The following is a 23,159-nucleotide window of genomic DNA, read 5'->3' as shown; positions in this document are numbered from 1 at the left end:
GGCCGGGGTCACAGGGGGTAGGTCGCCCCCGGCGCGGCCAGCAGGACGGGGCCGTCGTAGACGGCGCGGGCCTCGGCCACGGCGACCTGCGGGTCGTTCCAGGCCGGCACGTGCGTGAGCACCAGCGCCCGCGAGCCCCCGCGCGCGGCGGCCTGGCCGGCGCGACGGCCGGTGAGGTGCACGCCGCGGACGTGGTCGTCGCGGCCCTCGACGAACGCCGCCTCGGCCAGCAGCAGGTCGGCCCCCGTCGCCAGGTCGTCCAGGCCCGGGCACGCGTCCGTGTCCCCGCTGTACGCCAGGACGACGCGACGGGCCGGGTCGCCCTCCGACGGGCCGGTGACGCGCACGCCGACGGCCGCCACGGGGTGCTCCACCGGCACGGCCTCGAGGGTCATCGGCCCGACGACGACGGGCTGGCCCGGCACCCAGGTGCGCACGTCGAACTGCTCCGCCGTGTCGGTCGCGGGGTCGTGCCCGGACATCTGCAGGAGCCGCTCCCGCGTGCCCGCGGGCCCCTGCACCACGAGCCGGGGCAGCGGCCCGCTGGGCCGGTAGCGCCGGTACACGCCGAGCACGGCGAGGTCGGCCACGTGGTCGGCGTGCAGGTGCGAGAGCGCCACGAGGTCGAGCGCGGCCGGGTCGCCCCAGCGCTGCAGCGCGCCCAGCGCGCCGTTGCCCAGGTCGAGCAGCACGGACCAGGTGCGCCCGTCCGCGTCGTCCGCCTGGACGAGGTACGCCGACGCCGCCGAGTCCGGCCCCGGGAACGACCCGGCGCACCCCAGCACGACGAGCCTCATCGCAGCGCACCCCGGGGCTCGACCGCCTCGACCTCGGGACCGAGGAACCGGCGGGCCAGCGACGCGAACGACGCCGGGTCCCCCGTCGCGAGGAACCGGTGCGTCGCCGGGCCCGACGCCGGGTCGCGCTCCAGGTCGTGCGCGACCAGCGTGCGGTAGACGTCCTTGGCCGTCTCCTCCGCGCTCGACACGAGCGTGACCTCCTCGCCCATGACGTAGGAGATGACGCCCGTGAGCAGCGGGTAGTGGGTGCAGCCCAGCACGAGGGTGTCCACACCGGCCGCGCGGACCGGGTCGAGGTACTCGTGGGCGGTGGCCAGGGCGTCGGGTCCGGACGTCACCCCCGCCTCCACGAGCTCGACGAACCGGGGGCACGCACGCGACGTCAGCTCCACCCCGGCGACGGCGAAGGCGTCGTCGTAGGCGCGCGAGTCGATCGTGGCCCGCGTGCCGATGACGCCGATCCGCCCGTTGCGCGTCGCCGCGACCGCGCGCCGCGCGGCCGGCAGCACCACCTCGACGACCGGCAGCCCGCGGCGCAGCGTGTACCGCTCGCGGGCGTCGCGCAGCACGGCCGCGGACGCGGAGTTGCAGGCGATGACCAGCATCTTGACGCCCGCGTCGACCAGGTCGTCCATGATCTCCAGCGCGTGGGCGCGCACCGCGGCGAGCGGCTTGGGACCGTACGGGCCGTTGAGGGTGTCACCGATGTACAGCGTGGACTCGTGCGGCAGCTGGTCGAGGATGGACCGCGCCACGGTCAGGCCCCCGACGCCGGAGTCGAAGATGCCGATGGGGGCGTCGCTCACGCGACCGAGACTAGCCGTCGGACCGGCGGCGCCCGGTGCCGGGACGCTCCGGTGCGGCGAGCATCACAGCCAGCAGCGACTCCTGCAGCCACGACAGCGCGCCGTACACCGAGGCCAGGTAGGCACGGACGTCGTCCTCGTCCCCGTCGCCCAGACCGTCGTACAGGGCCTCCGAGTCCGCGTCCGTGCGGATGCCGAGCCGTTCGCCGAGCACCAGGCGCAGGTCGGTCAGCGTCGCCGCGACGTCGTCCGCCTGGTCGGGCGACACCACGAGCGCGTGCTCCGGCCACCCCGGCTCGCCGCGCACCAGCGCGGTCCACAGGGCCCGCAGCCGCGCGACCTTGCGTCCGCGCAGGTCGTCCTCGGTGAGCCTGCGGAACTCGTCGGCGACCTCGGGGTCGTCCCGCGACGCGTCGGGGAGCAGCCGGCGCACCGCGGGGTCCTGCGGCGGCGGCACGGGTCCGGTGCGCACCGACCACCCGCCGGGCGCGCCGGGGACGGGCTCCCCCGTCGCGGGCGGGTTGCCGTCCTCGAGGCGGCCGGCGCCCAGCAGCTCGGCGACGTCGGCGACGACCGAGGCGACGACGTCGCGCTCACCCGGGTCGAGCTGCGCGACGTAGTGGCCCTTCTGACGGCGGAACGCGCGCATCACTGCCCCCCGCGCTGCATCGTGGCCCACAGGCCGTAGGAGTGCATGGCCTGCACGTCGATCTCCATGGCCTCGCGGTTGCCGGTCGACACCACCGCGCGCCCCTCCTCGTGGACCTGCCGCATGAGGTGCTCGGCCTTCTCGGTCGGGTACCCGAAGTAGGTGCGGAAGACGTACGTCACGTACGTCATGAGGTTCACCGGGTCGTTCCACACGATCGTCACCCAGGCGTCGGCCGTGGACGTCGACCCGGCCACGTCCGGGCGGGTGTCGGGAGCGGTCAGCGCGGGCACGACGCCCACTGTAGGTGGGACGGCCGGGCGCGGCGGATGACCCCGTCGTCACGGACGTCTACGTTGACGGCATGACGGACACGCACGCACCGGCACCGACCGCGACCACCCCGGCCGTCGCCGCCGTCGGCTCGGGCAGCACCGCCCTGCTCACCGACCGCTACGAGCTGACCATGCTGCAGGCGGCCCTCGCCGACGGCACGGCGCACCGGCGCTGCGTCTTCGAGGTCTTCACGCGGCGGCTGCCGGCCGGGCGCCGGTACGGCGTGCTGGCGGGCACGGGCCGGGTGCTCGAGCAGCTCGCGGCCTTCCGGTTCGGCACCCCCGAGCTGGACTGGCTGGCCGACGAGCGCATCGTCGACGACGCCACCCTGGAGTTCCTGGCGGGGTACCGCTTCCGCGGCTCGGCCGTGGGCTACGCGGAGGGCGAGATGTTCTTCCCGCAGTCGCCCGTGCTGGTCGTCGAGGGCACGTTCGCCGAGGCCGTGCTGCTCGAGACGCTGGTGCTGTCCGTCCTCAACTACGACTCGGCGGTGGCCTCGGCGGCGTCCCGCATGACCAGCGCGGCGGTGGGCCGCCCGTGCCTGGAGATGGGCGCGCGGCGCGCGCACGAGGACGCCGCGGTCGCGGCCGCCCGGGCCGCTGCGGTCGCGGGGTTCGCCGGCACGTCCAACCTCGAGGCGGGGCGCCGGTACGGGCTGCGGACCATCGGCACCGCCGCGCACGCCTTCACGCTGCTGCACGACGACGAGGAGGCCGCGTTCGCCTCGCAGGTCCGCTCGTCGGGACCCGGCACCACCCTGCTGGTCGACACGTACGACGTGCGCCGCGGCGTGGAGCGTGCCCTGGCGGCGGCAGGCACGGGGCTGGGTGCCGTGCGGCTCGACTCCGGCGACCTGGCCGTGCTGGCGCAGGAGGTCCGCGCCCAGCTGGACGCGGCCGGCGCCCACGACACCCGGATCGTGGTGACGAGCGACCTCGACGAGTACGCGATCGCCGCGCTGGCCGTCGCACCCGTCGACTCGTACGGCGTCGGCACGTCCCTGGTGACCGGCTCGGGCGCACCGACGTGCGGGATGGTCTACAAGCTCGTGGCCCGCGAGGGCGCGTCCGGCGCCATGGAGCCGGTCGCCAAGGCGTCGCGGTCCAAGACCAGCCTCGGTGGCCGCAAGTCCGCGGCCCGGCGCCTGGACCGGGACGGCCGCGCGGTCGAGGAGGTCCTGGTCGTCGGTGACGACGAGCGGGTGGCCGCCTGGACGGACGAGCGACGCGGCGACCCCGACCCCACCCTGCGGCCCCTGCACCTGCCGCTCGTGGTGGACGGCGAGGTCCTGCCCGGGCTGACGGCCGCCGAGGGCGTGCGAGCGGCGGCCGCGCGGCACGCCGCGTCCCGCGACGAGCTGCCCCGCGGTGCCCGCCGGCTGTCGGCGGACGAGGCGGCCGTGCCCACGGTGGAGCTGCGGCTGGGGTGACACCGTCCGGCCGGATCAGGCCCGGGGCGAGGGGCGCGGACGAGGGGCGAGGCCCCACGGACACGGCACGGGCCGGGACGCGTGTCGCGTCCCGGCCCGGCGCGTCAGGCCGGCGTGTGCCGACCGCGCGATGCTGCGTCAGATCCTCGAGCGCGACCGACCACGGCCGACCAGGCCGAGGATCAGGCTCACGACCAGCACGATGACGCCGATCCAGATGAGGAACTGGCCGATGTTGGTCGCGACGCCGAGGACGACGAGGACGACACCGACGAGAATGAGGATGAGCCAGGACGGCATGTGAGCACCCTTTCGTGCGAACGCCCGGCGGCACGTCGCCGCAGGCTCCGAGTTCGGCCCCGGGGGTACCCGGGGCCGTCTTTGTCACGGGTAGAGCGTGGCAGTCACAGAGCCGCTCGGCACGTCGAACGGTCGACTTGCGGCGTCGGGCGACGCTGGTATGTGGTCACGTGTCCAGCGGCCTGACCTGCTGTTTCATCGGATTCTCATGGTCCACATCGTGAGATGGACGCGCGCCCGGAACAACCGCCCGGGCGCCCGCCGCACCGTCAGCGCTTGCCGACGAACCACCCGCGGAGCATCGCGATGCGGGCCTCGAGCTGGTCCGGCGCCGCCAGCGCGACCTCCGGACCGCCGCACCGGCGACGCAGCTCGGCGTGGACGGTCGCGTGCGGCTGCCCGCTGCGCCGCGCCCACGCGCCGACGAGCTGCGCGAGCTCCTTGCGCAGCTCGGCCTGCTTGCGGTGGTCCATGACCTCCGGCTCCGGCTGGGAGCGCGCGCGACGCGCCCCCTGCTGGTCGGCCTGGCGCTGCCGCAGCAGCGTCGTGACCTGGTCGGCGTCCAGCAGACCGGGCAGGCCGAGGAAGTCGAGCTCCTCGTCGGAGCCCACCTCGGCGCCCGTGCCGAACTCGCCACCGTCGAACAGCACCCGGTCGAACGACGCCTGGGCCTCGAGCGCCTGGAACGAGCCGGCGACGCCGTCCGCACCGACCGTGTCGGAGGCCTTCTCGGCGCGCTCCGCGAGGGCGAGCAGGTCCCCCTCGGGGTCCTCGGAGCCGTTGGTCGGCTTGTCGAGCGCGTGGTCCCGCTCGACCTCGAGGGTGGCGGCGAGCTCCAGCAGCTGCGGCACGCTCGGCAGGAACACCGACGCGGTCTCGCCGCGCTTGCGCGCACGCACGAACCGTCCGACCGCCTGGGCGAAGAACAGCGGGGTCGCTGTGCTCGTCGCGTAGACGCCCACGGCCAGACGGGGGACGTCGACGCCCTCGGAGACCATGCGGACGGCCACGAGCCAGCGGGAGTCGCTCGCGGAGAACTCCTCGATGCGGTCGCTCGCGCCGGCGTCGTCGGACAGCACGACGGTCGGCGACTGCCCCGTGAGCCGCGCGAGGTGCCCGGCATAGGCGCGGGCGTCGGTCTGGTCCGTGGCGATGACCATGGCCCCGGCGTCCGGGACGGTGCGCCGCACCTCCGTCAGCCGGCGGTCGGCGGCCGCCAGGACCGACGGGATCCACTCGCCGTCGGGGTCCAGTGCGGTGCGCCACGCCTGCGACGTCATGTCCTTGGTCAGCGGCTCGCCCAGGCGCGCCGCGATCTCGTCGCCGGCCTTGGTGCGCCAGCGCATCGAGCCGGAGTACGACAGGAAGATCACGGGACGCACGACGTGGTCGCGCAGCGCGTCGCCGTACGCGTACGTGTAGTCGGCGACCGAGCGGCGGATGCCCTGCGCGTCGGGCGCGTACGTGACGAAGGGGATCGCGGCGGTGTCCGAGCGGAACGGCGTGCCCGTCAGCGCGAGCCGGCGCGTCGCACCCTCGAACGCCTCGCGCACCGCGTCGCCCCAGGACAGCGCGTCACCGCCGTGGTGCACCTCGTCGAGGATGACGAGCGTGCGCTCGGCCGTCGTGCGCGCCGCGTGCAGCGCGGGCTTGCTGGCCACCTGGGCGTACGTCACCGCGACGCCGTCGTAGCCGGCACCGTGCCGGCCCTGGGCGTTGGAGAACCGCGGGTCCAGGCGGATGCCGACGCGTGCGGCCGCGTCCGCCCACTGCTTCTTCAGGTGCTCGGTCGGTGCGACCACCGTCACGCGCCGCACGGCGCCCGACGCGAGCAGCTCCGTGGCGATCCGCAGCGCGAACGTCGTCTTGCCGGCACCGGGGGTCGCGACGGCGAGGAAGTCGCGCGGCGCACGCTCGCGGTACAGGTCGATCGCCTGCGCCTGCCAGGCCCGCAGGCTCCCCGCGGCCCCCCACGGCGCACGCGCGGGGAACGCCGGTGGCAGCTGCTGCGCTGCCGCCGTCGAGGGGTGCTGGGGGGTGGAGACAGGGGCGACGGACCGACGGGCCGCGCTCACGCGCCGCCCGCGCCGGAGCCGGAGCCCTTGCCGCGGCCGAAGCCGAAGAAGCCGCGGCCCCCGCCGCCTCCCCCGCCCGACCCGCCGTCGCCGTCCTGCGGCTCGCGGAGGCCGTCGTAGACCTCCTTGCAGATGGGGCACACGGGGAACTTGTTCGGGTCGCGACCGGGCACCCAGACCTTGCCGCAGAGCGCGATGACCGGCTTGCCGGTCATCGCGGACTCCATGATCTTCTCCTTGCGCACGTAGTGCGCGAAGCGCTCGTGGTCGCCGGGCTCGACCTGCTCGGTGGTCTCGGCACGCTCGAGCACCGAGGTGCCGCCCTGCGGTCCGAACGGGTCGTCGGGTCCGGTCGGCGGGGTCGGCTCACTCATGTCGCCCATGGTACGTCGGGGGTCGGACAGCCCGGCGGCGGCATGACGGGCCCAGCCGCCCCGGGACGAGCCCTCGCCCGGGCCGTCGGACCTGGACACCCCCACACCGGTGTGTCAATCTATGAACACATTGATACCACCGCGGAGGCCGTCGTGAACCTGACCGTGCTGCTCCTCGCCCTGGCCGTGGCCGCCCTGGTGGCGTGCCTGGTCGCGGTCGTCGCCGCGCGTGCCACCACCTCGGCGGTCGGCGAGGTGGCCGTCAGCCCCGCCGCGCACGACCGGGCCCGGCGGCACGCCGCGACCGTGGCGGCCGTCGCGTGGGCCGTCCTGCCGGCCGCGGCCCTGCTGCTGCCCGGCGCCGTCCCCGACGGACCCGGGGCCGGTGTCGCCCTGGGCTGCGTCCCCGCGGTCGCGGGCCTGGCGTTCCTGCTCGTCGCGGCGGTCGGGGAGCGCACGTGGCCCGCCCCCCGCGGCACCGTCCGCGGCGCGGCGCTGAGCCGCCGTACCGCGCGCGACGTCGCTCCGCGCTGGACGGTGGTGGCGCTGCTCACGTGGAGCGGTCTGCTGCTGGGGACCCTGCTCGCCACGGGCGTGACCGCCGGCCCGGACGGCCGGACCGTCGCGCTGCAGCCGGACCCCCTGGTGTCGACCGCCGCCGGGCCGTACCCCGGGGCTCCCTACGCGGTGCCCCTCGCCGCCGCCACCGTGCTGCTGGCGCTCGCCACCCGGGGCGTGCTGCACCTGGTGGCGGCGCGGCCGGCGGTCGCCGGGGTGTCGACGGACGACGACGCCCTGCTGCGCCGCGTGTCCGGGGCGCGGGTCGTCGCGGGCGTGCAGCTGGTCGTCGGTGGGACGCTCGCCGCCGTCCTGCTGGCCACGGGCAGGGCGCTGCGGTCCGCCGCGCACGCCACGTACGGGGTCGACGGCGTGCAGACCGAGGTCGTGCAGCCCGTCGCCGACGCGCTCGGGGCCGCGGCACTCGTCGTCGCGCCGGCCGTGGCGCTCACCACGCTCCTGCTCGCGCTGACCGCACTGGTGCGCTCCTCCCGTGCGGCGCAGCCTCACGTCGCCGTCCGGCTCGAGTACCGGACCCGCGGGTGAGCGCCCCGCGCATCGAGGTGGACCTCGCCTCCGGCGTCCCGGTCTACGAGCAGCTGCGCACCCAGGTCGTCGCGCACGTCGCCGCCGGCCGCCTGCGGCCGGGCGACCGGCTGCCGACGATCCGCGCGCTGGCCACCGACCTGGGCGTCGCACCCGGGACGGTCGCCCGCGCGTTCCGGGAGCTGGAGCTCGCCGGCGTCGTGGTGACCCGGCGCCGCACGGGGACCGTCGTGGCGCCCGACGCGGCCCCGGCGACCGTCGACGCGCGCGAGGCCGCCGCGGCGTACGTGCGGGCCGCGCGCGCCGCAGGCCTCACCCCGGACGAGGCCGTGGACCTCGTGCGCGGCGCCCTGCTGACCTGAGGCCGCCGGGCGACGGATGAGGGGCACGACGGGCACGACGCGTGGGACCGCGGACGCCGGCGTACGCGGACCGGAGCACGCGGGTCGGGGAGGGTCGGGCTACAGCCCCTGCCACGCCGGCTTGCTCGCCCACGTCTCGCGGTAGTGGTCCACCAGCCGCAGCCGGCTCGCGGCCGCCTCGTCGACCAGGACGCTCACGTGCGGGTGCAGCTGCAGCACGGTGGCGGGCCACAGGGCGCTCACCGGGCCCTCGACCAGCTGGTGCACCGCCTCGGCCTTGCCCTCCCCCTGCGCCAGGAGCACCAGGTGCCGCGCCGCCATGATCGTGGCGAGCCCCTGCGTGAGGCAGTGCGTGGGCACCGCGTCGACGTCACCGTCGAAGAACCGGGCGTTGTCCTCCCGCGTCCGGCGCGTCAGCGTCTTGATCCGCGTGCGCGAGCCGAGCGACGACCCCGGTTCGTTGAACGCCACGTGCCCGTCGGTGCCGATGCCCAGCAGCTGCAGGTCGACGCCACCCGCGGCGGTGATCGCGGCCTCGTACGCGGCGCACGCGGCGGGCAGGTCCTCGGCCAGGCCGTCGGGGCCGTGGACCGCGTCGGGCGGCAGGTCGACGCGGGAGACCAGCTCGGCGTCGATGACGTGGCGGTACCGCTGCGGGTGGTCCGCCGGCAGCCCTACGTACTCGTCGAGCAGGAACGCCTGCGCCCGCGCGAACGACAGACCCTGCTCCGTGTGCCGCCGCGCCAGCTCGTCGTACACGGCCAGCGGGCTCGACCCGGTGGCCAGTCCCAGCACGGCGTCGGGCCGTGCCCCGAGCAGCCCCTCCACGGCGTCCGCGGCCAGCCGCGCCAGGTCGGGCGCGGGTGCGACGACCACCTCCATCAGACGACCTCCCCTCGTCCCACGAGCGCGGCGCCCACGGCCCCCACGGGCACGTCCCGTGGTGCCAGGTGCACGCGCTCGGCCAGGCGCAGCGACGCCAGGAACGGCGACACCGCGGTCTCCCTCGCCAGCTCGACGCGCACCGCGTCGAGCAGCGGCTCCCCCACGCCGCTCACCCCACCGCCGAGGACCACGTGGTCGACGTCGCACGTCAGCACCAGGATGCGCACGGCACCGGCGACGGCCCAGGCGAACCGGTCCCGCACCGCGACGGCGTGCGGGTCCCCCGCGGCGGCTGCCGCGAACAGCGCGACCGGCGCGGGGCGCCCGTCCGTCGCGGGCCACGCCGCCTGCACGGCGCTGCCCGACGCGTACTGCTCGACGCACCCCCGCTGGCCGCACCCGCACGCCAGGCCGTCGGGCACGAGCGTGAGGTGCCCGACCTCGCCGGCCGCCCGCCGGGCGCCGCGCCGCAGCGTGCCGTCGAGCAGCAGCCCGGCGGCGACCCCGGTGCCCAGCGCCAGGAACGCGAGGTCGCGGGGCGCCGGGTGCGCGTCGACCGTGTGGGCGGCGCCGACGACCGCGGCGTTGAGGTCGTTCTCGACCCGGACCGGCACCCGGCCGCCCAGCGCCGCCGCCACGGCCGCCGCCAGCGCGAAGGGGCGCTCGACGCCGACGTTGACGGCGTGCTCGACCGTGCCCGTGACGGGGTCGACCACACCCGGCACCCCGACACCGACCCCGCTCAGCGCGGCGACCGCCAGGCCCTGCTCCGCGGTGAGCACCTCGACGCAGGTCCGCACGGCGGCGACCAGCCCGTCGGGTCCGGGCACGGTCGGCACCCGGTGCGTGGCGACGACCGTGCCGTCGGCGGCGAGCAGCGCGGCGAGCACCTTGGTGCCGCCGACGTCGACGCCGACGGCCCACCCCACCCGGCCGGGGTCGGGTGGGGTGGGGTCGGCCGGCGTGGGGTCGGCCGGCGTGGGGTCGACGGGCCGGACGTCGGCGGACGCGACGCCCGTGGGCGTCGGGTCGACGGGCGCGGTGCGGGCGTGCGTGGGCACGACAGGGTTCCCCCCCGGGGTCGTGGCGTCCATGGCTCAGCCCTTGACCGCTCCGGACACCAGTCCTCCGGTCATGCGCCCCTGCACGAGGAGGAAGAAGACGACGACGGGGATCGCGACGAGCACCGAGCCGGCCATGAGCGCTCCCCAGTCCGTCGCCTTGGTGGCCTGCTGGAACGTGCGCAGCCACACGGGCAGCGTCATGGACTCGGGCCGGGTCATGATGATCAGGGCCATCATGAACTCGTTCCACGCCTGCAGGAACGCGAACACGCCGGTGGCCACCAGACCGGGGGCGAGCAGCGGGAACGTCACCTTCCAGAACGCGCGCGGGCGCGAGCAGCCGTCGATCATCGCGGCCTCCTCGAGCTCGACGGGCACCCCGTTGACGAAGCCGCGCAGCGTCCAGATCGTGAAGGGCAGCACCCCGGCGAGGTACACGACGCCCAGGGCGACGACGGTGTTGAGCAGCTGCCAGGTGTCGACCAACTGGAAGACGGTGATCATCATCGCCTCGCCCGGGATCATCTGGACGACGAGGATCGACAGCACGAACGCGCGGCGTCCGCGGAAGCGGAACCGCGTGAGCGCCAGCGACCCGAGGAACGCGAGCACCATCGACGCGACGAGCACGAGGAAGGTCACCTGCAACGAGTTGCCGAGCGCGGGCAGGAACGGCGAGCGCTCCTGCCGGAAGATCGCGGTGTCGTAGTTGCGCAGCGTGGGCTCGTCCGGCCACAGGTGCAGCTCGGGCCCGGAGATGAGGTCGGTCGGCAGGAAGGACGTGCTGACCATCCAGTAGACCGGGAACGCGAACGCGGCCGACACGAGCAGCGCGAGCACGCCCCACCCGACCGACGCGACCGTCCGGCGGGCCGGGCGGCGGCGGGCCGGCGGTGCGCCGCGCCCGGCGGTGGTGCCTGCGGTGGTCGCGGCCGTCACCGGCACGGCGCCGGCGGGTGCCAGGCTCACGGCGTCTCCTCCCTGATCGTCACGCGCACGTAGTAGGCGGAGATGGTGAGCATGACGAGCGTGAACACCACGGCGATGGCGCTGGCGGCCCCGTAGTGCCCCTGGGCCATGCCCATCTCGTAGATGTAGACCCCGAGCGTGCTGGTCTGCGACTTCACGCCGCCGATGCCCTGGAGCACGAAGATCTGCGTGAACACCTTGAGGTCCCAGATCATCGACAGCACGATGAGCACGACGTAGATGGTGCGGACGTACGGCACCTGCACGTCGACGAACCGCTGCCGGGCGTTGGCCCCGTCCAGGTGCGCGGCCTCGAGCACCTCGCCGGGCACCTGCGTGAATCCCGCGTAGAGCGTGAACGCGACGAAGGGGATCGCGCCCCACACCACGACGAGCGTGGCGACGGCGAAGAACGACAGCGGCGAGACGAGCCACGAGTGCCCCATCCAGTCGGTGCTCGTCAGCGACGTGAGCAGGTGGTTCACGACGCCGTACTGGGTGTCGAAGATCCACCCCCACACGAGCATGGCGGCCAGCGGCGGCATCGCCCAGGCCAGCAGCAGGCCCACCGACAGGACCAGCCGCATCCCACGGCCCAGCTTCATGAGCAGCAGCGCGACGAGCGTCCCGACGACGATCGTGAGGACGACGCACACGACCATGAACGCGAAGCTGCGCGCCGTCACGGTCCAGAACCGCGGGTCCGTCAGCGTCGCCGTGTAGTTGTCGAGGCCGACGAACGGCGCGGGCACGCCCAGCAGCTGCGCGCGCTCGTACTCGTGAACCGACAGCCACAGCATCCGCACCAGGGGGTACCCGGTGACGACGAGGAGCACCGCGGCGCTCGGCGCCAGCAGGAGCCACGGCAGCAGGCGGGCCGCGGTGATCGCGCGGGTCGCCCGCGGTGCCGGTGCGGCCCCCGGGGGTGTGAGCGTGGTGGAGGCCATCTGTCCCCTCCCGAGGGTGGCCGGGGGTCGGGCCCGCGCGTGGCGCGGGCCCGACCGAGCGACGGGTCAGCCGTTGAGGATCTGCTCGATCGACGCGTCGAGCTCCTGCGCGATCGTGGTGACGTCACCGCCCTGGGCGATCCGGACCAGCGCGTCCTGGATCACCTTCTGCGCCTCCACGTCGCCCCACCGCGGCGTCGCGGGCGTCAGCTCGGCGTTGGCGGCCGCCGCGGCGGACGCCTGCGTGAACTCGTCGTCCGGCAGCGCCGAGGCGAGCGAGATGCGGGCCGGGATCATCGAGTTCTCGGCCAGGATCGTCTGGTACTCCTCGGACAGCATGATCGTCAGGGCCTTCTTGGCCAGGTCGACGTCCTGCGACTTCGTCGCGACGGCCACGTTCGAGCCGCCGGCGAAGACCTTGGCCGTCTCCCCCGCCGTCGCACCGGGCAGGGGGAACGCGTGCAGGTCCGCCCCGAACGTGTCGGCGCAGCCGGGCGTCTCGGCGTCGGCCGGCGCCTGGATGGACCAGCGGATCCAGTTCGGCGCCGACAGGAAGGTCGTCTGCCCGGCGCAGAACGGCACCTGCAGCTCGGCCTCGTCACCGTCCTTGGGCGCGTTCGAGGCGTTGGTCATGAGGTCCTGCACCTGCTCGAGGCCCGTGATGCCGCCGTCGGTGGAGAACCCGGCCTCCCACTCGCCGTCGTCGCCGGCCTCGGCGATGAAGCCGCCGTTCTCCCAGACGAAGGGCAGCGCGTTGTACCAGTCCTGGCCGGGGAACCACAGCCCCGAGCGGTCGGCGGTCCGCAGCGACTTGGCGGTCGCGACGTACTCGTCGAGCGTGGTGGGCACGGGGGTCCCGCCGAGCACCTGGTCGCTGTAGAACACGATGCGCGATCCGGCGTAGTACGGCGCCGCGTAGAACGTGTCCTCCCACGTGCCGGCCTTGACGAAGCCCGGCAGCAGGTCGTCACCGCCGAGGTCGTCGGCGATGTCGTCGAGCGGGGCGAAGAACCCGGCCGACGTGAACGTGGCGGCCTGCGTGTTGCCGACCTCGACGACGTCGGGCGAGTCCGAGGACGACAGCGCGGTGGTGAGCTTGTCGACCAGGCCGGTCCAGGACTGCTCCTCGATGGTGAGCGTCGAGCCCGGGTTCTCCTCCTCGAACGTGGTGGTGAGGTAGTCGCGTGCCGCGTCGGGGGTGTCGGTGCCGACGAGCCAGACGCGGATCTCGGCGCCGTCGGCGCCGTCGGACGCGTCGGTCCCGCTGTCACCGCCGCCCGAGCACGCCGCCAGGACGAGGGCTGCCGCCAGGCCGACGGCGCCGGTACGTAGGATCTTCACGTCGTTGTTCCTCCCAGGTGCGAGGCGACCGTCGCGCGACGTCGCCGATGGGTGGTGCCGACCTGCTGGACGGTCGGCTCGAGGTCGTCACGTGACCCCGGGCCGGCCCCGGTCGCTCCGGATCGTCACGTGATCCCGAGCTGCCCGGACAGGACGAGCACGGCGGCGCCCGCGAGCGCCGCGTCCTCGTCCAGCGCCGCCATGCGGACCCCGAGGTCGTGGCCGACCGCGGGGATGGTGCGCTCGCGCAGGGTCGTGGTGGCCGCCGCGCGCAGCGGCCCGTCGAGCAGGTCGACGGGGCCGGAGAGCAGGACCTCGGCGAGGTTGAGGGCGCTGACGACGGGCGCGAGGGTGCGGCCCAGCGTCCGCCCGACGGCGGCCAGCGCCTCGTCCGCGTCCTGGGCGCCCGCGCCGACGGTGCGGCGGCGCAGCGCGGGCGCGCTCAGCACGGTCTCCAGGCAGCCCGCACGCCCGCACGCGCACGGCAGGGGCGCCTCGTCGGGGGTGTCGGCGTCGATGACGGTGACGTGCCCGATCTCACCGGCCGCGTGGCCCCGTCCGCGCACGAGGGCCCCGTCGACGAGCATCCCCGCGCCGACGCCCTGCCCGACGGTGACGACCATGGCGTTCGCGTCGGCGCCGCCGAACGTGTACTCTCCCAGCGCGCGGGTGTCGGCGTCGTTGGCGACGTGCACCGGGGCGCCGAGGACCGCCGTCAGCCGGGAGGCGAGCGGCACGTCGTACCAGCCGCGGTTGGGCGCCTCCAGGACCCGCCCGGTGTCGTCGACGACCCCGGGCGAGGCGATCCCCACGCCGAGGACGGGCGCGGTGGCGGCCGCGACGAGCCGGAGCGCCAGCTCCTCGACGAGGGCGACGGCGGCCGGGCCCGTGGCACCGGCGGTGGGCACGTGGTCCCGCGTCACGACCTGCCCCTCGAGCGTCATCACGGCACCGTGGACGGCCTCGTCGTCGGTGAGGTCGAGGACGACCACGTGGTGGTCGGCCGCGCGCAGGCCGACGAGCGTGGCCGGCTTGCCGACGCGGCCCTCCGTGCGCACGCCCAGGTCCCCCACCAGCCCCTCGGCGAGCAGGTCCGCGACCAGGTCCGACACGGTGACGCGCGTGAGGCCGGTGCTGCGGGCGATGTCGGCGCGCGACGACGGACCGGCGTGGAAGAGGTGGCCGAGCACCAGGGACCGGTTGTGGGCGCGGGCGTGCTCGGGGAGAACCTTGACGGTGGGGCGCAGCTCGCGCCGCACCGGCCCGGGCGTCCGGCCGGCCGGGCGTCCCGTGGTCGTCGACATGTTTGTTAGTAGACCTTCCTTACAAATCACGGTCAAGACCCTCCTGTGACCGTGATCACATCGTGACCGCGCGTTCACACAGACGTCTCACGCCCTCGCGGCGGCGCAGCGCGCGGAGCGACGAGGGGAGGACGCACCCCGCACCCTCCCGGCGGCGCGGCGCACCCGGCGGTGGCACCACCGCTCACCCAGCGGCGGGACCACCCTCGGCCAGGGCGGCCAGCCAGCCCCGCGCGCCCGGGTGCCGGACGGACGCCGTGGCGCACCGCACGCCCTCCGCCAGCGCGTCCAGCGGGTCGACACCGCGCGCCAGCGCGGCAGCCATCGCCCCGTGCAGGACGTCACCGGCACCGAGGGTGTCCACGACGTCGCCGGGCGCCACCGCCACGGGCGACACCCAGGACCGGTCGGTCGACCCGTCGGCCCCGGTCCGCCGCACCCGGACCGACCCCGCCCCGGCGCTGCGCGCGACGAACCGCGGGCCGTGCGCGGCGACCTCGTCCAGCAGCGCGTCCACCGCCTGCCCGTCGCGCACCACCCGGCCCGGCACGGCGAAGTCCGCGGACAGCACCGCCAGGTCGACGACGGCGAGCAGGTCGGGCGTCGACGGCTTCCAGCTCCCGCCGTCGAGGAGCACCGGGACGCCGGCACCACACGCCGCGGCCGCGAGGACCGCGGCGGCGTCGGCGTGGTGGCCGTCGACGAGCAGGGCACCGGCGCCGGTCAGCACGTCCGCCCCGGGCCGCGGCAGCCGTGGGACGCGCGCGCCGTTGACGGACACGACGGCCCGCTCCCCCGTCGCGCGCGTCACCAGCACCGTCGACACCGGCAGCACACCCGGCACGTCCGGCACGAGGTCGACGACGTCGACACCCGCGGCGACCAGGCCGGCACGGACGACGTCCGCGAGCGCCCCGGTCCCGAGCGCCGTGACCAGCGTCGTGGGCACCCCGAGGCCCACGGCGACCGCCGCGGCGTTGGCGGCGGGGCCGCCGAACGTCACGTCGAGGCCGTCGGCGACGACCTTCTCGTCCGGCGCGGGCAGGCGGTCCACCACCTGCGTGACGTCGAGCGTGGTCAGGCCGCAGCAGACGAGGCGGGCAGGCATGCGGGCATCCTCCCAGGCCCGTCCCGCACCCGCCGCGCCGCGGGTCCCGGTGGGCCCCCACCACGTAACGTTTCACAGCCGCCCGGGGGGATTCGCCGGGGATGTCCGACGTGGTTCGCTGAGCCCGCGTAAGCGCTTCCCCCACGAGAGGCAGGGACATGTCCCGCAGACCACCGGCGGCCCGACGCCCGTTCCGCGTCGCACTCGCCGCCGCCCTCACGCTCGCCCTCGGCGGCACCCTCGGCCTCGCCACGGCCGTCGGCGCGAGCGCCGCGAGCGTCGACACCAACGCCTGGTACGTCCTGGTCAACCGCCAGAGCGGCAAGGTCATGGACGTGACCGGCACGTCCACCTCCGACGGGGCGGCCATCCAGCAGTGGCCCCGCAACGACGGCGCCTGGCAGCAGTGGCAGTTCGTCGACTCCGGCTCGGGCTGGTACCGGCTGAGGTCGCGGCACTCCGGCAAGGTCCTCGACCTGTGGGAGTGGTCGACGGCCGACGGCGGCCAGTTCCGCCAGTACGCCGACCTCGACGGCTGGAACCAGCAGTTCAGGCTCGTCGACTCCGCGAGCGGCGCCTACGTGCGCCTGCTGAACCGCCACTCCGGCAAGGCCGTGACCGTCACCGACCGCTCGACCGCCGACGGCGCGAGCGTCACGCAGCTCACCGACGACAACCAGTACAACCAGCAGTGGCAGCTCGTGAAGGTCGGGGCGGGCACGACGCCCACGCAGCAGCCGACCCAGCAGCCCACGACACCTCCGCCGTCCGGCGCCTGGCCCTCGCCGTCCGGCCAGCAGAAGGTCTCGGCGACCATCAAGGTCAGCGGCACCCTCGACGGCCGCTACGTGCGGTACCACGGGATCTCGTCGGGCGACCAGGACGAGTCGCAGCCGCCGATCTTCCAGCTCTCCGACGGCGCGGTGCTGCGCAACGTCATCATCGGCACGGGCGCCGGCGACGGCGTGCACTGCACCGGCACGTGCACGCTCGAGAACGTCTGGTGGGAGGACGTCGGCGAGGACGCCGCGACGCTCAAGGGCTCGAACCCCTCGCAGGTCATGACCGTCACCGGCGGCGGGGCGCGATCGGCGTCCGACAAGGTGTTCCAGCACAACGGGCCCGGCCGGTTCGTCGTCCGGAACTTCCAGGTCTCCGACTTCGGCAAGCTCTACCGCTCGTGCGGCAACTGCTCCACGCAGTACGCGCGGACCGTCGTCATCGAGAACGTGCAGGTCACCGCGCCGGGCAAGTCGCTGGTGGGGGTCAACTCCAACTACGGCGACAAGGCGACGATCTCGGGCGTGACGATCCTCGACGACTCGTCCCGCAAGATCGTGATCTGCGAGGAGTACCGCGGGGTCACGTCGGGCGAGCCGTCGAAGATCGGCTCCGGCCCGTCCGGGGCGTGCGGCTACAGCAGCTCGAGCATCACGTACCGCTGACGCCTCGCGCAGCGACCCGCGGCCGCGCCCGGTCGACGAGCCCCCAGGCCGTCGCACCGAGCACGGCCGCGGCCGTCAGCACGGCGAGCCAGGGCCCGACCACGTCGGTCGCGACGTGGGACGCCACGAACACGACCAGCCCGACCCCCACCACGACCAGCGCGCGCGCCCAGCCGGCCCGCGGCACCGCCAGCCGCAGGCACACCGCGGCCACCACGAGCAGCACCACACCGCCGAGCCACCGGACACCGGTGCCCTGTGCGACGGCGAACGCGACGACCAGACCGACGGCGGCGAGCGGGGCGACCGGGAGGCGGGGCATGCGCCCACGCTAGCCCGGGCCACCGGACGTCCCGTGCGGGGTGCACCCCCGCGGCCCTACGGTGGGCGGGAGACCACGTCCACCCCGAGGGAGACCCACGTGCCCACGCCGCCCATCGACCCGACGACCACGAGCGCCTGGCAGGACCTCTCGGAGCACGAGAGCACGCTGCGCCCCGACCTGCGCGCCTGGTTCGCCGACGACCCGCAGCGTGCGCAGCGCATGACGCTGCAGCTCGCGGACCTCACGGTCGACCTGTCGAAGAACCTCGTCACGGACGAGACGCTGGCGCTGCTGGCACGCCTCGCGGACGAGGTGCACCTCACCGACCGCTTCGCGGCCATGCTGGCCGGCGAGCACATCAACGTCACCGAGGACCGCGCCGTGCTGCACACGGCCCTGCGGCGCCCGGCCGACGCCGAGCCGCCGCTCGTGGTCGACGGGCAGCAGGTCGACGACGACGTGCAGGCCGTCCTGGGCGAGGTCTTCGCGTTCGCGGAGAAGGTGCGCTCGGGCGAGTGGACCGGTGTCACCGGCGAGGCGGTGCGCACGGTCGTCAACATCGGGATCGGCGGGTCCGACCTGGGCCCGGTCATGGTCTACGAGGCCCTCGAGCCGTACGTCGCCGACGGGCTGGAGGTGCGGTTCGTGTCGAACATCGACCCCACCGACCTCGCGCAGAAGACCGCGGACCTCGACCCGACCACGACGCTGTTCATCGTGGCGTCCAAGACGTTCACGACCCTCGAGACCCTCACCAACGCCCGCCTGGCCCGCCAGTGGCTCTGGGACCGGCTGGTCGGCGAGGGCCGCATCGAGGACACCGACGAGGACCGGCGCCGCGCGGTGGCGAACCACTTCGTCGCCGTGTCGACGGCGCTCGACAAGGTCGCGGACTTCGGCATCGACCCGGCCAACGCGTTCGGGTTCTGGGACTGGGTCGGCGGGCGCTACTCCGTCGACTCCGCGATCGGCACGTCGCTCGCCATCGCGATCGGCCCCGACGCGTTCGGTGAGCTGCTCGAGGGCTTCCACGCCGTCGACGAGCACACGCGCACCACCCCCGTGGCGCAGAACGTGCCGTTCCTCATGGGCCTGCTGAACGTCTGGTACGTCAACTTCCTCGGGGCCCACACCCACGCGGTGCTGCCGTACGCGCAGCAGCTCAACCGGTTCCCCGCGTACCTGCAGCAGCTGACCATGGAGTCCAACGGCAAGTCCGTGCGCTGGGACGGCACGCCCGTCACCACGCAGACCGGCGAGGTCTTCTGGGGCGAGCCCGGCACCAACGGCCAGCACGCGTTCTACCAGCTCATCCACCAGGGCACCCGGCTGATCCCCGCCGACTTCATCGCGGTGGCCAACCCGGCCTACCCGCTGAGCGACGGCGGCACCGACGTGCACGGGCTGTTCCTGGCCAACTTCTTCGCCCAGACCAAGGCGCTCGCGTTCGGCAAGACCGCCGAGGAGGTCCGCGCCGAGGGCACGCCGGAGGAGATCGTCCCCGCCCGCGTGTTCTCGGGGAACCGGCCGACGACGTCGATCCTCGCGCCCGCGCTCACGCCGTCCGTCGTGGGCCAGCTCATCGCGCTGTACGAGCACATCACCTTCGCGCAGGGCGTGGTGTGGGGCATCGACTCGTTCGACCAGTGGGGCGTCGAGCTGGGCAAGAAGCTCGCGATGGAGATCGCGCCGGCCGTCCAGGGCGACGCCGCCGCGCTCGACGCGCAGGACCCGTCGACGCGCGCGCTGATCGCCCGCTACCTCGAGCTGCGGGGCTGACCGCGAGGATCCGGCGGCACCACGACGGGCCGCGGCCTCCCACCCGGGGGCCGCGGCCCGTCGTCGCGTCCCCGCGGGACCTCGCGTCGTCGTGACCGCGGGGCGACGCGACGCGTCAGCGCGCCGTGCACGTGACCGCCCCGGGCGCCCCGCTGCCCGTGCCCTGGAAGCCCAGCTCGGTGGACGCGCCGGGCGCCAGCGCACCGTTCCAGGCCGCCTCCCGGAACGTCACGGGCGACGTGCCGGACGCCGTCGCGCTCCACACGTGGGCGACCCGGCCACCGGGCAGCTCGACCGTGACCTCCCACCCGCTCGACGCGACGGCACCCGTGGCCGTGACGCGCACCGAGGCCACGAAGCCGCCCGGCCACGCGCTCGTCACCGCGTACGTCGCGGTGCACCCGCCGGCCGGCGCGGGTGTCGGCGCGACCGTGGGGGTCGGGGCGGGCGTCGGGACGACCGTGGACGTCGGGGTGGGCGTCGGGACGACCGTGGGGCTCGGGGTGGGCGTCGGGGTCGGCGTCCCGCCGCCGACCAGCGCCAGCGCGCGCTCGGCCGCCGGCAGCCACGTCGCGGCCATCCGCGCCGTGCCGGCGTCGTTCGGGTGGACCCCGTCGGAGGTGTCACGGGCCGGGTCCCAGCCCGTCGCGTGGTCGACGACGAGGACGGGCGACGCCGCGGTGGACGTGGTGGCGGCCCAGCCGGGCACGGCGGCGTTCAGCGCGCGGGTCCGGGCCGGGCAGTCGCCGCAGGTCGGCGGTGCGACGGGGATGATCTGCGCGACCACGACCACGACCTGCGGGTCCACGGCACGCATCCGGGCGACGAGGGTGGTCCAGGCGTCGAGCACCTGCTGGGTGCTGCGGTTGCTCCAGACGTCGTTGGTGGCGAAGTGCATGAGGACGACCTGGGGCCGCGTCGCGGCGAACCAGCGGGCCGCCTCCCCGGACGCGGAGACGTCCGTGACGAGCGCGCCGCCGTGGCCCTCGTTGTCGCCGTCGTGGGCGAACCCGCAGCCCTGCGGCGGCAGGGTGCCCACCATGTCCACGCGGTGGCCCGCGGCGGTGAGGTCCCGGTGCAGCAGGGCCCGCCAGCAGCCGGGCGAGCCCGTGATCGAGTCGCCCAGCGCCATGACGCGCACCGGCTCGTCGGCGGCGCGCGCCACGGCTGCGCCGGCCGGCGCACCGGCCGGCAGGAGCAGGGCGAGCCCCAGCAGCGCCGCCCCGACGCGGCGCAGGAGGTGGTGGACCATGCTCGGCTCCTTCGACGCGGGACGGTGCCGCCGTGGGCGGGTACCGGTGGTGCGACGAGCCTGCCGCCCGGCGCCGGCGCAGGAGACCGTCGAAGCGTTTCACCGCAGTGCGACGTCGCCGGGAAGACCGTGGCAGGCTGACGTCGAGGACCGGCGACGTGCCGGCAGGGAGGTGGCACCGTGCCGGAGCCGCAGGGTCGCGTGCGTGTCGACGCCTGGACGTGGGCGGTGCGGCTCTTCCCCACCCGGTCCGCCGCAGCGGCCGCGTGCCGCGCCGGGCACGTGCGGGTCAACGGGGACCGCGCCAAGCCGGCGACGCAGGTGGTGCCGGGCGACGAGGTGCAGGTGCGCGGCGGCGCCCGCGAGCGGCTGGTCGTCGTGCAGCGCCTCCTGGTCAAGCGGGTGTCCGCCGAGGTGGCGCAGGCCTCCTACCTGGACCGCTCCCCCGTGCCGCCGCCGCGCACGCAGGTGGCGGTGGCCGGGCAGCGCGACCGCGGCGCGGGACGCCCCACCAAGCGCGAGCGCCGGGCCATCGAGCGGCTGCGCGGGCACTGACCCCCGCGCCTCAGCGTGCGTCGGCGAGGGTGGCCATCCAGTCGCCGACGCCGGTCTGCTCCAGCAGGTCGGCGACCCGCGGGCTGACCGCGGCCATCCGCAGGGCCACACCGCGCTCGGCCGCGTCGCGCGCGAGGCGCACCAGGACGGACAGCCCCATGGAGTCGAGGAACGTCACGCCCGACGCGTCGACCTCCACGTCGCGGACCGCCGGTGCCTCCAGCGCGCGCCACAGCGCCGGGGCGTCACGCTCCCGCACCACCAGGTCGACGGCCCCCACCAGCACGACCCGCAGCACGGGGCCCTCGGCGTGCACGTCGAGGCGGCCCTGAGACCCCCGTCGCCCGTCCATCGGGTGAGTGTGCCCCACGCCACCGACATCCGGCACCCGCAGCGGGCCTCCGCGTGCGGCGCGGCCACCGTCGTCGGTGGTGAGGGCTACGGTCGCCGGCATGATCACGCTCGGACGTGCCGCGCTCGTGACGCCGGACCTCGCCGCCACCGCCGCCTTCTACCGCGACGCCTTCGGGTTCCGCACGCTCTTCGAGGGCCGGTTCGGCGACTACCCGCTGCTGCACGTCGGGCCCGGCGGGCTGACCGACGCCGGGCTGTGGCTGCGTCCCGCCGCACCGGGCGACCCGGTGGGCCGCCAGGCGGGCGCCGGACCGTTCCTCGTCCTCTACCTGGACCCGGACGAGCTCGACGCGACGACCGCGCGCTGCGCCGCGCTCGGCGCCCCGGCCCACCTCACCACGCAGGACGCCGACGGACGGTACGCGCACGTCCGGGACCCCGACGGCAACGAGATCGTCCTGGCGGCGCTGACGGTGGCGGGCTGATCCCGGCACCGTCAGCGCCGCCGGCGCGGTCCGGCGCCGCCGGTGTCCCCGGCCCGGTGCCGCAGCTCGGCCTCCCCGCGGTGCCCGGAGCGACCGGGGAGCCGGCCGCCCGGGTGCATCCTGGGGACGTGACCACGGGCCCGAGCCTCGCCACGGGCGACACCCACGTCGTCGTGGCCTGCCCACCGGGCCTGGACGTGCGCCGCACGCTCGGGCGGCTGCGGCGCGGGGCGGGCGACCCGACGTGGGCGACGACGCCGGGCGCCGTGTGGCACGCGACGCGGCGCGGCCCGGGGACGGCGACCCTGCGGCTGTGCCCGGTGCCCGGCGGTGTGCGGGCCGACGCCTGGGGCCCGGGCGCGTCCGCCCTGCTCGCCGAGGCGCCCGCCCTGCTCGGCCTGCTCGACGACCCGACGGGGTTCGCCGCCGGCCTGCACCCGGTGGTCGCACGCGCCCACCGCACGCACGCCGGACTCCGGCTCGCCCGCAGCGGCGACGTGTGGTCGGCGGTCGTGACGGCCGTGCTGGAGCAGCGCGTCGTCGGGATCGACGCGCAGGCGTCGTGGCGGCGGCTCGTCGCGCGGCACGGGTCGCCGGCACCCGGTCCCGCACCGTCCGGCCTGCGGGTGGCGCCGCCGCCTGCCGTGTGGCGGACCCTGCCGGTGTGGGAGTGGCGCCGCGCCGGGGTCGACGCGCAGCGCTCCGACACCGTGCGCCGGGCCGCCGCGGTCGCGCACGCGATGCGGGCCGACCTCGACCCGCCCGAGCTCGCGCGACGCCTGCGGACGGTGCCCGGGATCGGCCCGTGGACGACGGCGGAGGTGACGTCCCGCGCCCTGGGCGACCCCGACGCCGTGCCGGAGGGCGACGCCCACCTGCCGCACCTGGTCGGCTGGGCCCTCACCGGGCGGCGGGTCGACGACGCGGGGATGCTGCACCTGCTTGCCCCCTGGCAGGGTCACCGCCAGCGGGTCCTGGTCCTGCTGCAGCTCGCCCACCTGGGGCGGATGCCGGCGTACGGGCCCCGCGCGCCGCGCGCGCTGCCGATGCGCTGACGCGCCGTGGACGAACGTGCCCCGGTGCGTCGGCCCGGGGATACTGGCCGTTCACC

Annotated in this window: 25 protein-coding genes; 8 read left to right on the top strand and 17 right to left on the bottom strand. The window is 75.5% G+C overall.

The features are described from left to right. Positions 1 to 8: 8 nt before the first annotated feature. From BMZ16_RS13810 to clpS, 4 genes are read right to left on the bottom strand one after another with little or no spacing between them, the layout of a single operon-like run. Complete coding sequence (locus BMZ16_RS13810; RefSeq protein ID WP_089801465.1) at positions 9 to 797, bottom strand: MBL fold metallo-hydrolase; 789 nt, start codon at positions 795 to 797, stop codon at positions 9 to 11. Continuing rightward, complete coding sequence (gene murI, locus BMZ16_RS13805) at positions 794 to 1,606, bottom strand: glutamate racemase (protein WP_089801463.1); 813 nt, start codon at positions 1,604 to 1,606, stop codon at positions 794 to 796. The genes BMZ16_RS13810 and murI overlap by 4 nt, the downstream gene beginning before the upstream one ends. Before the next feature lie 10 nt (positions 1,607 to 1,616). After that, the gene (locus BMZ16_RS13800) at positions 1,617 to 2,255 is read right to left on the bottom strand and encodes a DUF2017 domain-containing protein (protein ID WP_089802107.1); all 639 of its coding nucleotides are present in this window, start codon (positions 2,253 to 2,255) and stop codon (positions 1,617 to 1,619) included. Further along, complete coding sequence (gene clpS / locus BMZ16_RS13795) at positions 2,255 to 2,548, bottom strand: ATP-dependent Clp protease adapter ClpS (RefSeq protein ID WP_089802105.1); 294 nt, start codon at positions 2,546 to 2,548, stop codon at positions 2,255 to 2,257. Before clpS ends, BMZ16_RS13800 begins: the two co-directional genes overlap by 1 nt. 71 nt (positions 2,549 to 2,619) lie before the next feature. Between clpS and BMZ16_RS13790 the strand changes: the two genes are divergently transcribed. Next, positions 2,620 to 4,020: a nicotinate phosphoribosyltransferase gene (locus tag BMZ16_RS13790; RefSeq protein ID WP_089802103.1), complete on the top strand. Its 1,401-nt coding sequence runs from the start codon at positions 2,620 to 2,622 to the stop codon at positions 4,018 to 4,020. Between the two features lie 138 nt (positions 4,021 to 4,158). On the opposite strand, the gene BMZ16_RS19340 is transcribed toward BMZ16_RS13790, so the two are convergent. The 3 genes from BMZ16_RS19340 to BMZ16_RS13780 form a co-directional block, all read right to left on the bottom strand. Next, positions 4,159 to 4,320, bottom strand: a complete 162-nt coding sequence (locus BMZ16_RS19340) for a hypothetical protein (protein WP_177199710.1) — start codon at positions 4,318 to 4,320, stop codon at positions 4,159 to 4,161. Between the two features lie 269 nt (positions 4,321 to 4,589). Then, positions 4,590 to 6,395: a DEAD/DEAH box helicase gene (locus tag BMZ16_RS13785; RefSeq protein ID WP_089801461.1), complete on the bottom strand. Its 1,806-nt coding sequence runs from the start codon at positions 6,393 to 6,395 to the stop codon at positions 4,590 to 4,592. Next, on the bottom strand, positions 6,392 to 6,769 hold the full coding sequence (locus tag BMZ16_RS13780) for a DUF3039 domain-containing protein (RefSeq protein WP_089802100.1): 378 nt from the start codon (positions 6,767 to 6,769) through the stop codon (positions 6,392 to 6,394). The genes BMZ16_RS13785 and BMZ16_RS13780 overlap by 4 nt, the downstream gene beginning before the upstream one ends. A 153-nt stretch (positions 6,770 to 6,922) precedes the next feature. Between BMZ16_RS13780 and BMZ16_RS13775 the strand changes: the two genes are divergently transcribed. Further along, a complete protein-coding gene (locus BMZ16_RS13775; RefSeq protein ID WP_089801459.1) occupies positions 6,923 to 7,873 on the top strand; it encodes a hypothetical protein in 951 nt (316 codons plus the stop codon). Continuing rightward, a complete protein-coding gene (locus BMZ16_RS13770; RefSeq protein ID WP_089801457.1) occupies positions 7,870 to 8,235 on the top strand; it encodes a GntR family transcriptional regulator in 366 nt (121 codons plus the stop codon). The genes BMZ16_RS13775 and BMZ16_RS13770 overlap by 4 nt, the downstream gene beginning before the upstream one ends. Before the next feature lie 99 nt (positions 8,236 to 8,334). On the opposite strand, the gene nagB is transcribed toward BMZ16_RS13770, so the two are convergent. The 7 genes from nagB to BMZ16_RS13735 all read right to left on the bottom strand — a co-directional run bounded on the left by nagB (position 8,335) and on the right by BMZ16_RS13735 (position 15,853). Further along, entirely contained in the window at positions 8,335 to 9,117 is a 783-nt protein-coding gene (gene nagB / locus BMZ16_RS13765; RefSeq protein WP_089801455.1) for a glucosamine-6-phosphate deaminase, read from the bottom strand. After that, the gene (locus BMZ16_RS13760) at positions 9,117 to 10,181 is read right to left on the bottom strand and encodes an ROK family protein (RefSeq protein ID WP_255366665.1); all 1,065 of its coding nucleotides are present in this window, start codon (positions 10,179 to 10,181) and stop codon (positions 9,117 to 9,119) included. Before BMZ16_RS13760 ends, nagB begins: the two co-directional genes overlap by 1 nt. 36 nt (positions 10,182 to 10,217) lie before the next feature. Then, positions 10,218 to 11,153, bottom strand: a complete 936-nt coding sequence (locus BMZ16_RS13755; protein ID WP_369822610.1) for a carbohydrate ABC transporter permease — start codon at positions 11,151 to 11,153, stop codon at positions 10,218 to 10,220. Continuing rightward, complete coding sequence (locus BMZ16_RS13750) at positions 11,150 to 12,100, bottom strand: carbohydrate ABC transporter permease (protein ID WP_089801451.1); 951 nt, start codon at positions 12,098 to 12,100, stop codon at positions 11,150 to 11,152. Before BMZ16_RS13750 ends, BMZ16_RS13755 begins: the two co-directional genes overlap by 4 nt. Before the next feature lie 66 nt (positions 12,101 to 12,166). After that, positions 12,167 to 13,441 (bottom strand): extracellular solute-binding protein, encoded by a 1,275-nt coding sequence (locus BMZ16_RS13745; protein ID WP_369822609.1) that lies wholly within the window; start codon positions 13,439 to 13,441, stop codon positions 12,167 to 12,169. Between the two features lie 125 nt (positions 13,442 to 13,566). Next, entirely contained in the window at positions 13,567 to 14,745 is a 1,179-nt protein-coding gene (locus BMZ16_RS13740; RefSeq protein ID WP_089801450.1) for an ROK family transcriptional regulator, read from the bottom strand. A gap of 184 nt (positions 14,746 to 14,929) precedes the next feature. Continuing rightward, positions 14,930 to 15,853 (bottom strand): PfkB family carbohydrate kinase, encoded by a 924-nt coding sequence (locus BMZ16_RS13735; protein ID WP_089801448.1) that lies wholly within the window; start codon positions 15,851 to 15,853, stop codon positions 14,930 to 14,932. A 158-nt stretch (positions 15,854 to 16,011) separates the two neighbouring features. On the opposite strand from BMZ16_RS13735, the gene BMZ16_RS13730 reads away from it, so the two are divergent. Continuing rightward, positions 16,012 to 17,298, top strand: coding sequence for a pectate lyase (locus BMZ16_RS13730; RefSeq protein ID WP_089801447.1), 1,287 nt, complete (start codon positions 16,012 to 16,014; stop codon positions 17,296 to 17,298). Here the strand turns inward: BMZ16_RS13730 and BMZ16_RS19335 are convergent. Beyond that, complete coding sequence (locus tag BMZ16_RS19335) at positions 17,285 to 17,620, bottom strand: hypothetical protein (RefSeq protein WP_089801445.1); 336 nt, start codon at positions 17,618 to 17,620, stop codon at positions 17,285 to 17,287. The genes BMZ16_RS13730 and BMZ16_RS19335 overlap by 14 nt on opposite strands. 99 nt (positions 17,621 to 17,719) lie before the next feature. On the opposite strand from BMZ16_RS19335, the gene pgi reads away from it, so the two are divergent. After that, on the top strand, positions 17,720 to 19,402 hold the full coding sequence (gene pgi / locus BMZ16_RS13720; protein WP_089801443.1) for a glucose-6-phosphate isomerase: 1,683 nt from the start codon (positions 17,720 to 17,722) through the stop codon (positions 19,400 to 19,402). 115 nt (positions 19,403 to 19,517) lie between these two features. On the opposite strand, the gene BMZ16_RS13715 is transcribed toward pgi, so the two are convergent. Next, on the bottom strand, positions 19,518 to 20,654 hold the full coding sequence (locus BMZ16_RS13715; protein WP_089801440.1) for a cellulose binding domain-containing protein: 1,137 nt from the start codon (positions 20,652 to 20,654) through the stop codon (positions 19,518 to 19,520). A 180-nt stretch (positions 20,655 to 20,834) separates the two neighbouring features. On the opposite strand from BMZ16_RS13715, the gene BMZ16_RS13710 reads away from it, so the two are divergent. After that, positions 20,835 to 21,209 (top strand): RNA-binding S4 domain-containing protein, encoded by a 375-nt coding sequence (locus BMZ16_RS13710; RefSeq protein ID WP_089801438.1) that lies wholly within the window; start codon positions 20,835 to 20,837, stop codon positions 21,207 to 21,209. A 10-nt stretch (positions 21,210 to 21,219) separates the two neighbouring features. Here BMZ16_RS13710 and BMZ16_RS13705 read toward each other — a convergent pair whose 3' ends face one another. Further along, entirely contained in the window at positions 21,220 to 21,561 is a 342-nt protein-coding gene (locus BMZ16_RS13705; RefSeq protein ID WP_177199709.1) for an STAS domain-containing protein, read from the bottom strand. A 100-nt stretch (positions 21,562 to 21,661) separates the two neighbouring features. Between BMZ16_RS13705 and BMZ16_RS13700 the strand changes: the two genes are divergently transcribed. Both BMZ16_RS13700 and BMZ16_RS13695 read left to right on the top strand, forming a co-directional pair. Next, positions 21,662 to 22,048, top strand: coding sequence for a VOC family protein (locus tag BMZ16_RS13700; RefSeq protein ID WP_089801434.1), 387 nt, complete (start codon positions 21,662 to 21,664; stop codon positions 22,046 to 22,048). A gap of 128 nt (positions 22,049 to 22,176) precedes the next feature. Then, positions 22,177 to 23,103, top strand: coding sequence for a DNA-3-methyladenine glycosylase family protein (locus tag BMZ16_RS13695; protein ID WP_255366664.1), 927 nt, complete (start codon positions 22,177 to 22,179; stop codon positions 23,101 to 23,103). The last annotated feature ends 56 nt before the right edge of the window (positions 23,104 to 23,159 follow it).

Source organism: Cellulomonas sp. KH9 (genome assembly GCF_900114185.1).
GTDB lineage: Bacteria > Actinomycetota > Actinomycetes > Actinomycetales > Cellulomonadaceae > Cellulomonas.
This window is presented reverse-complemented; position numbering and strand designations above follow the sequence as displayed.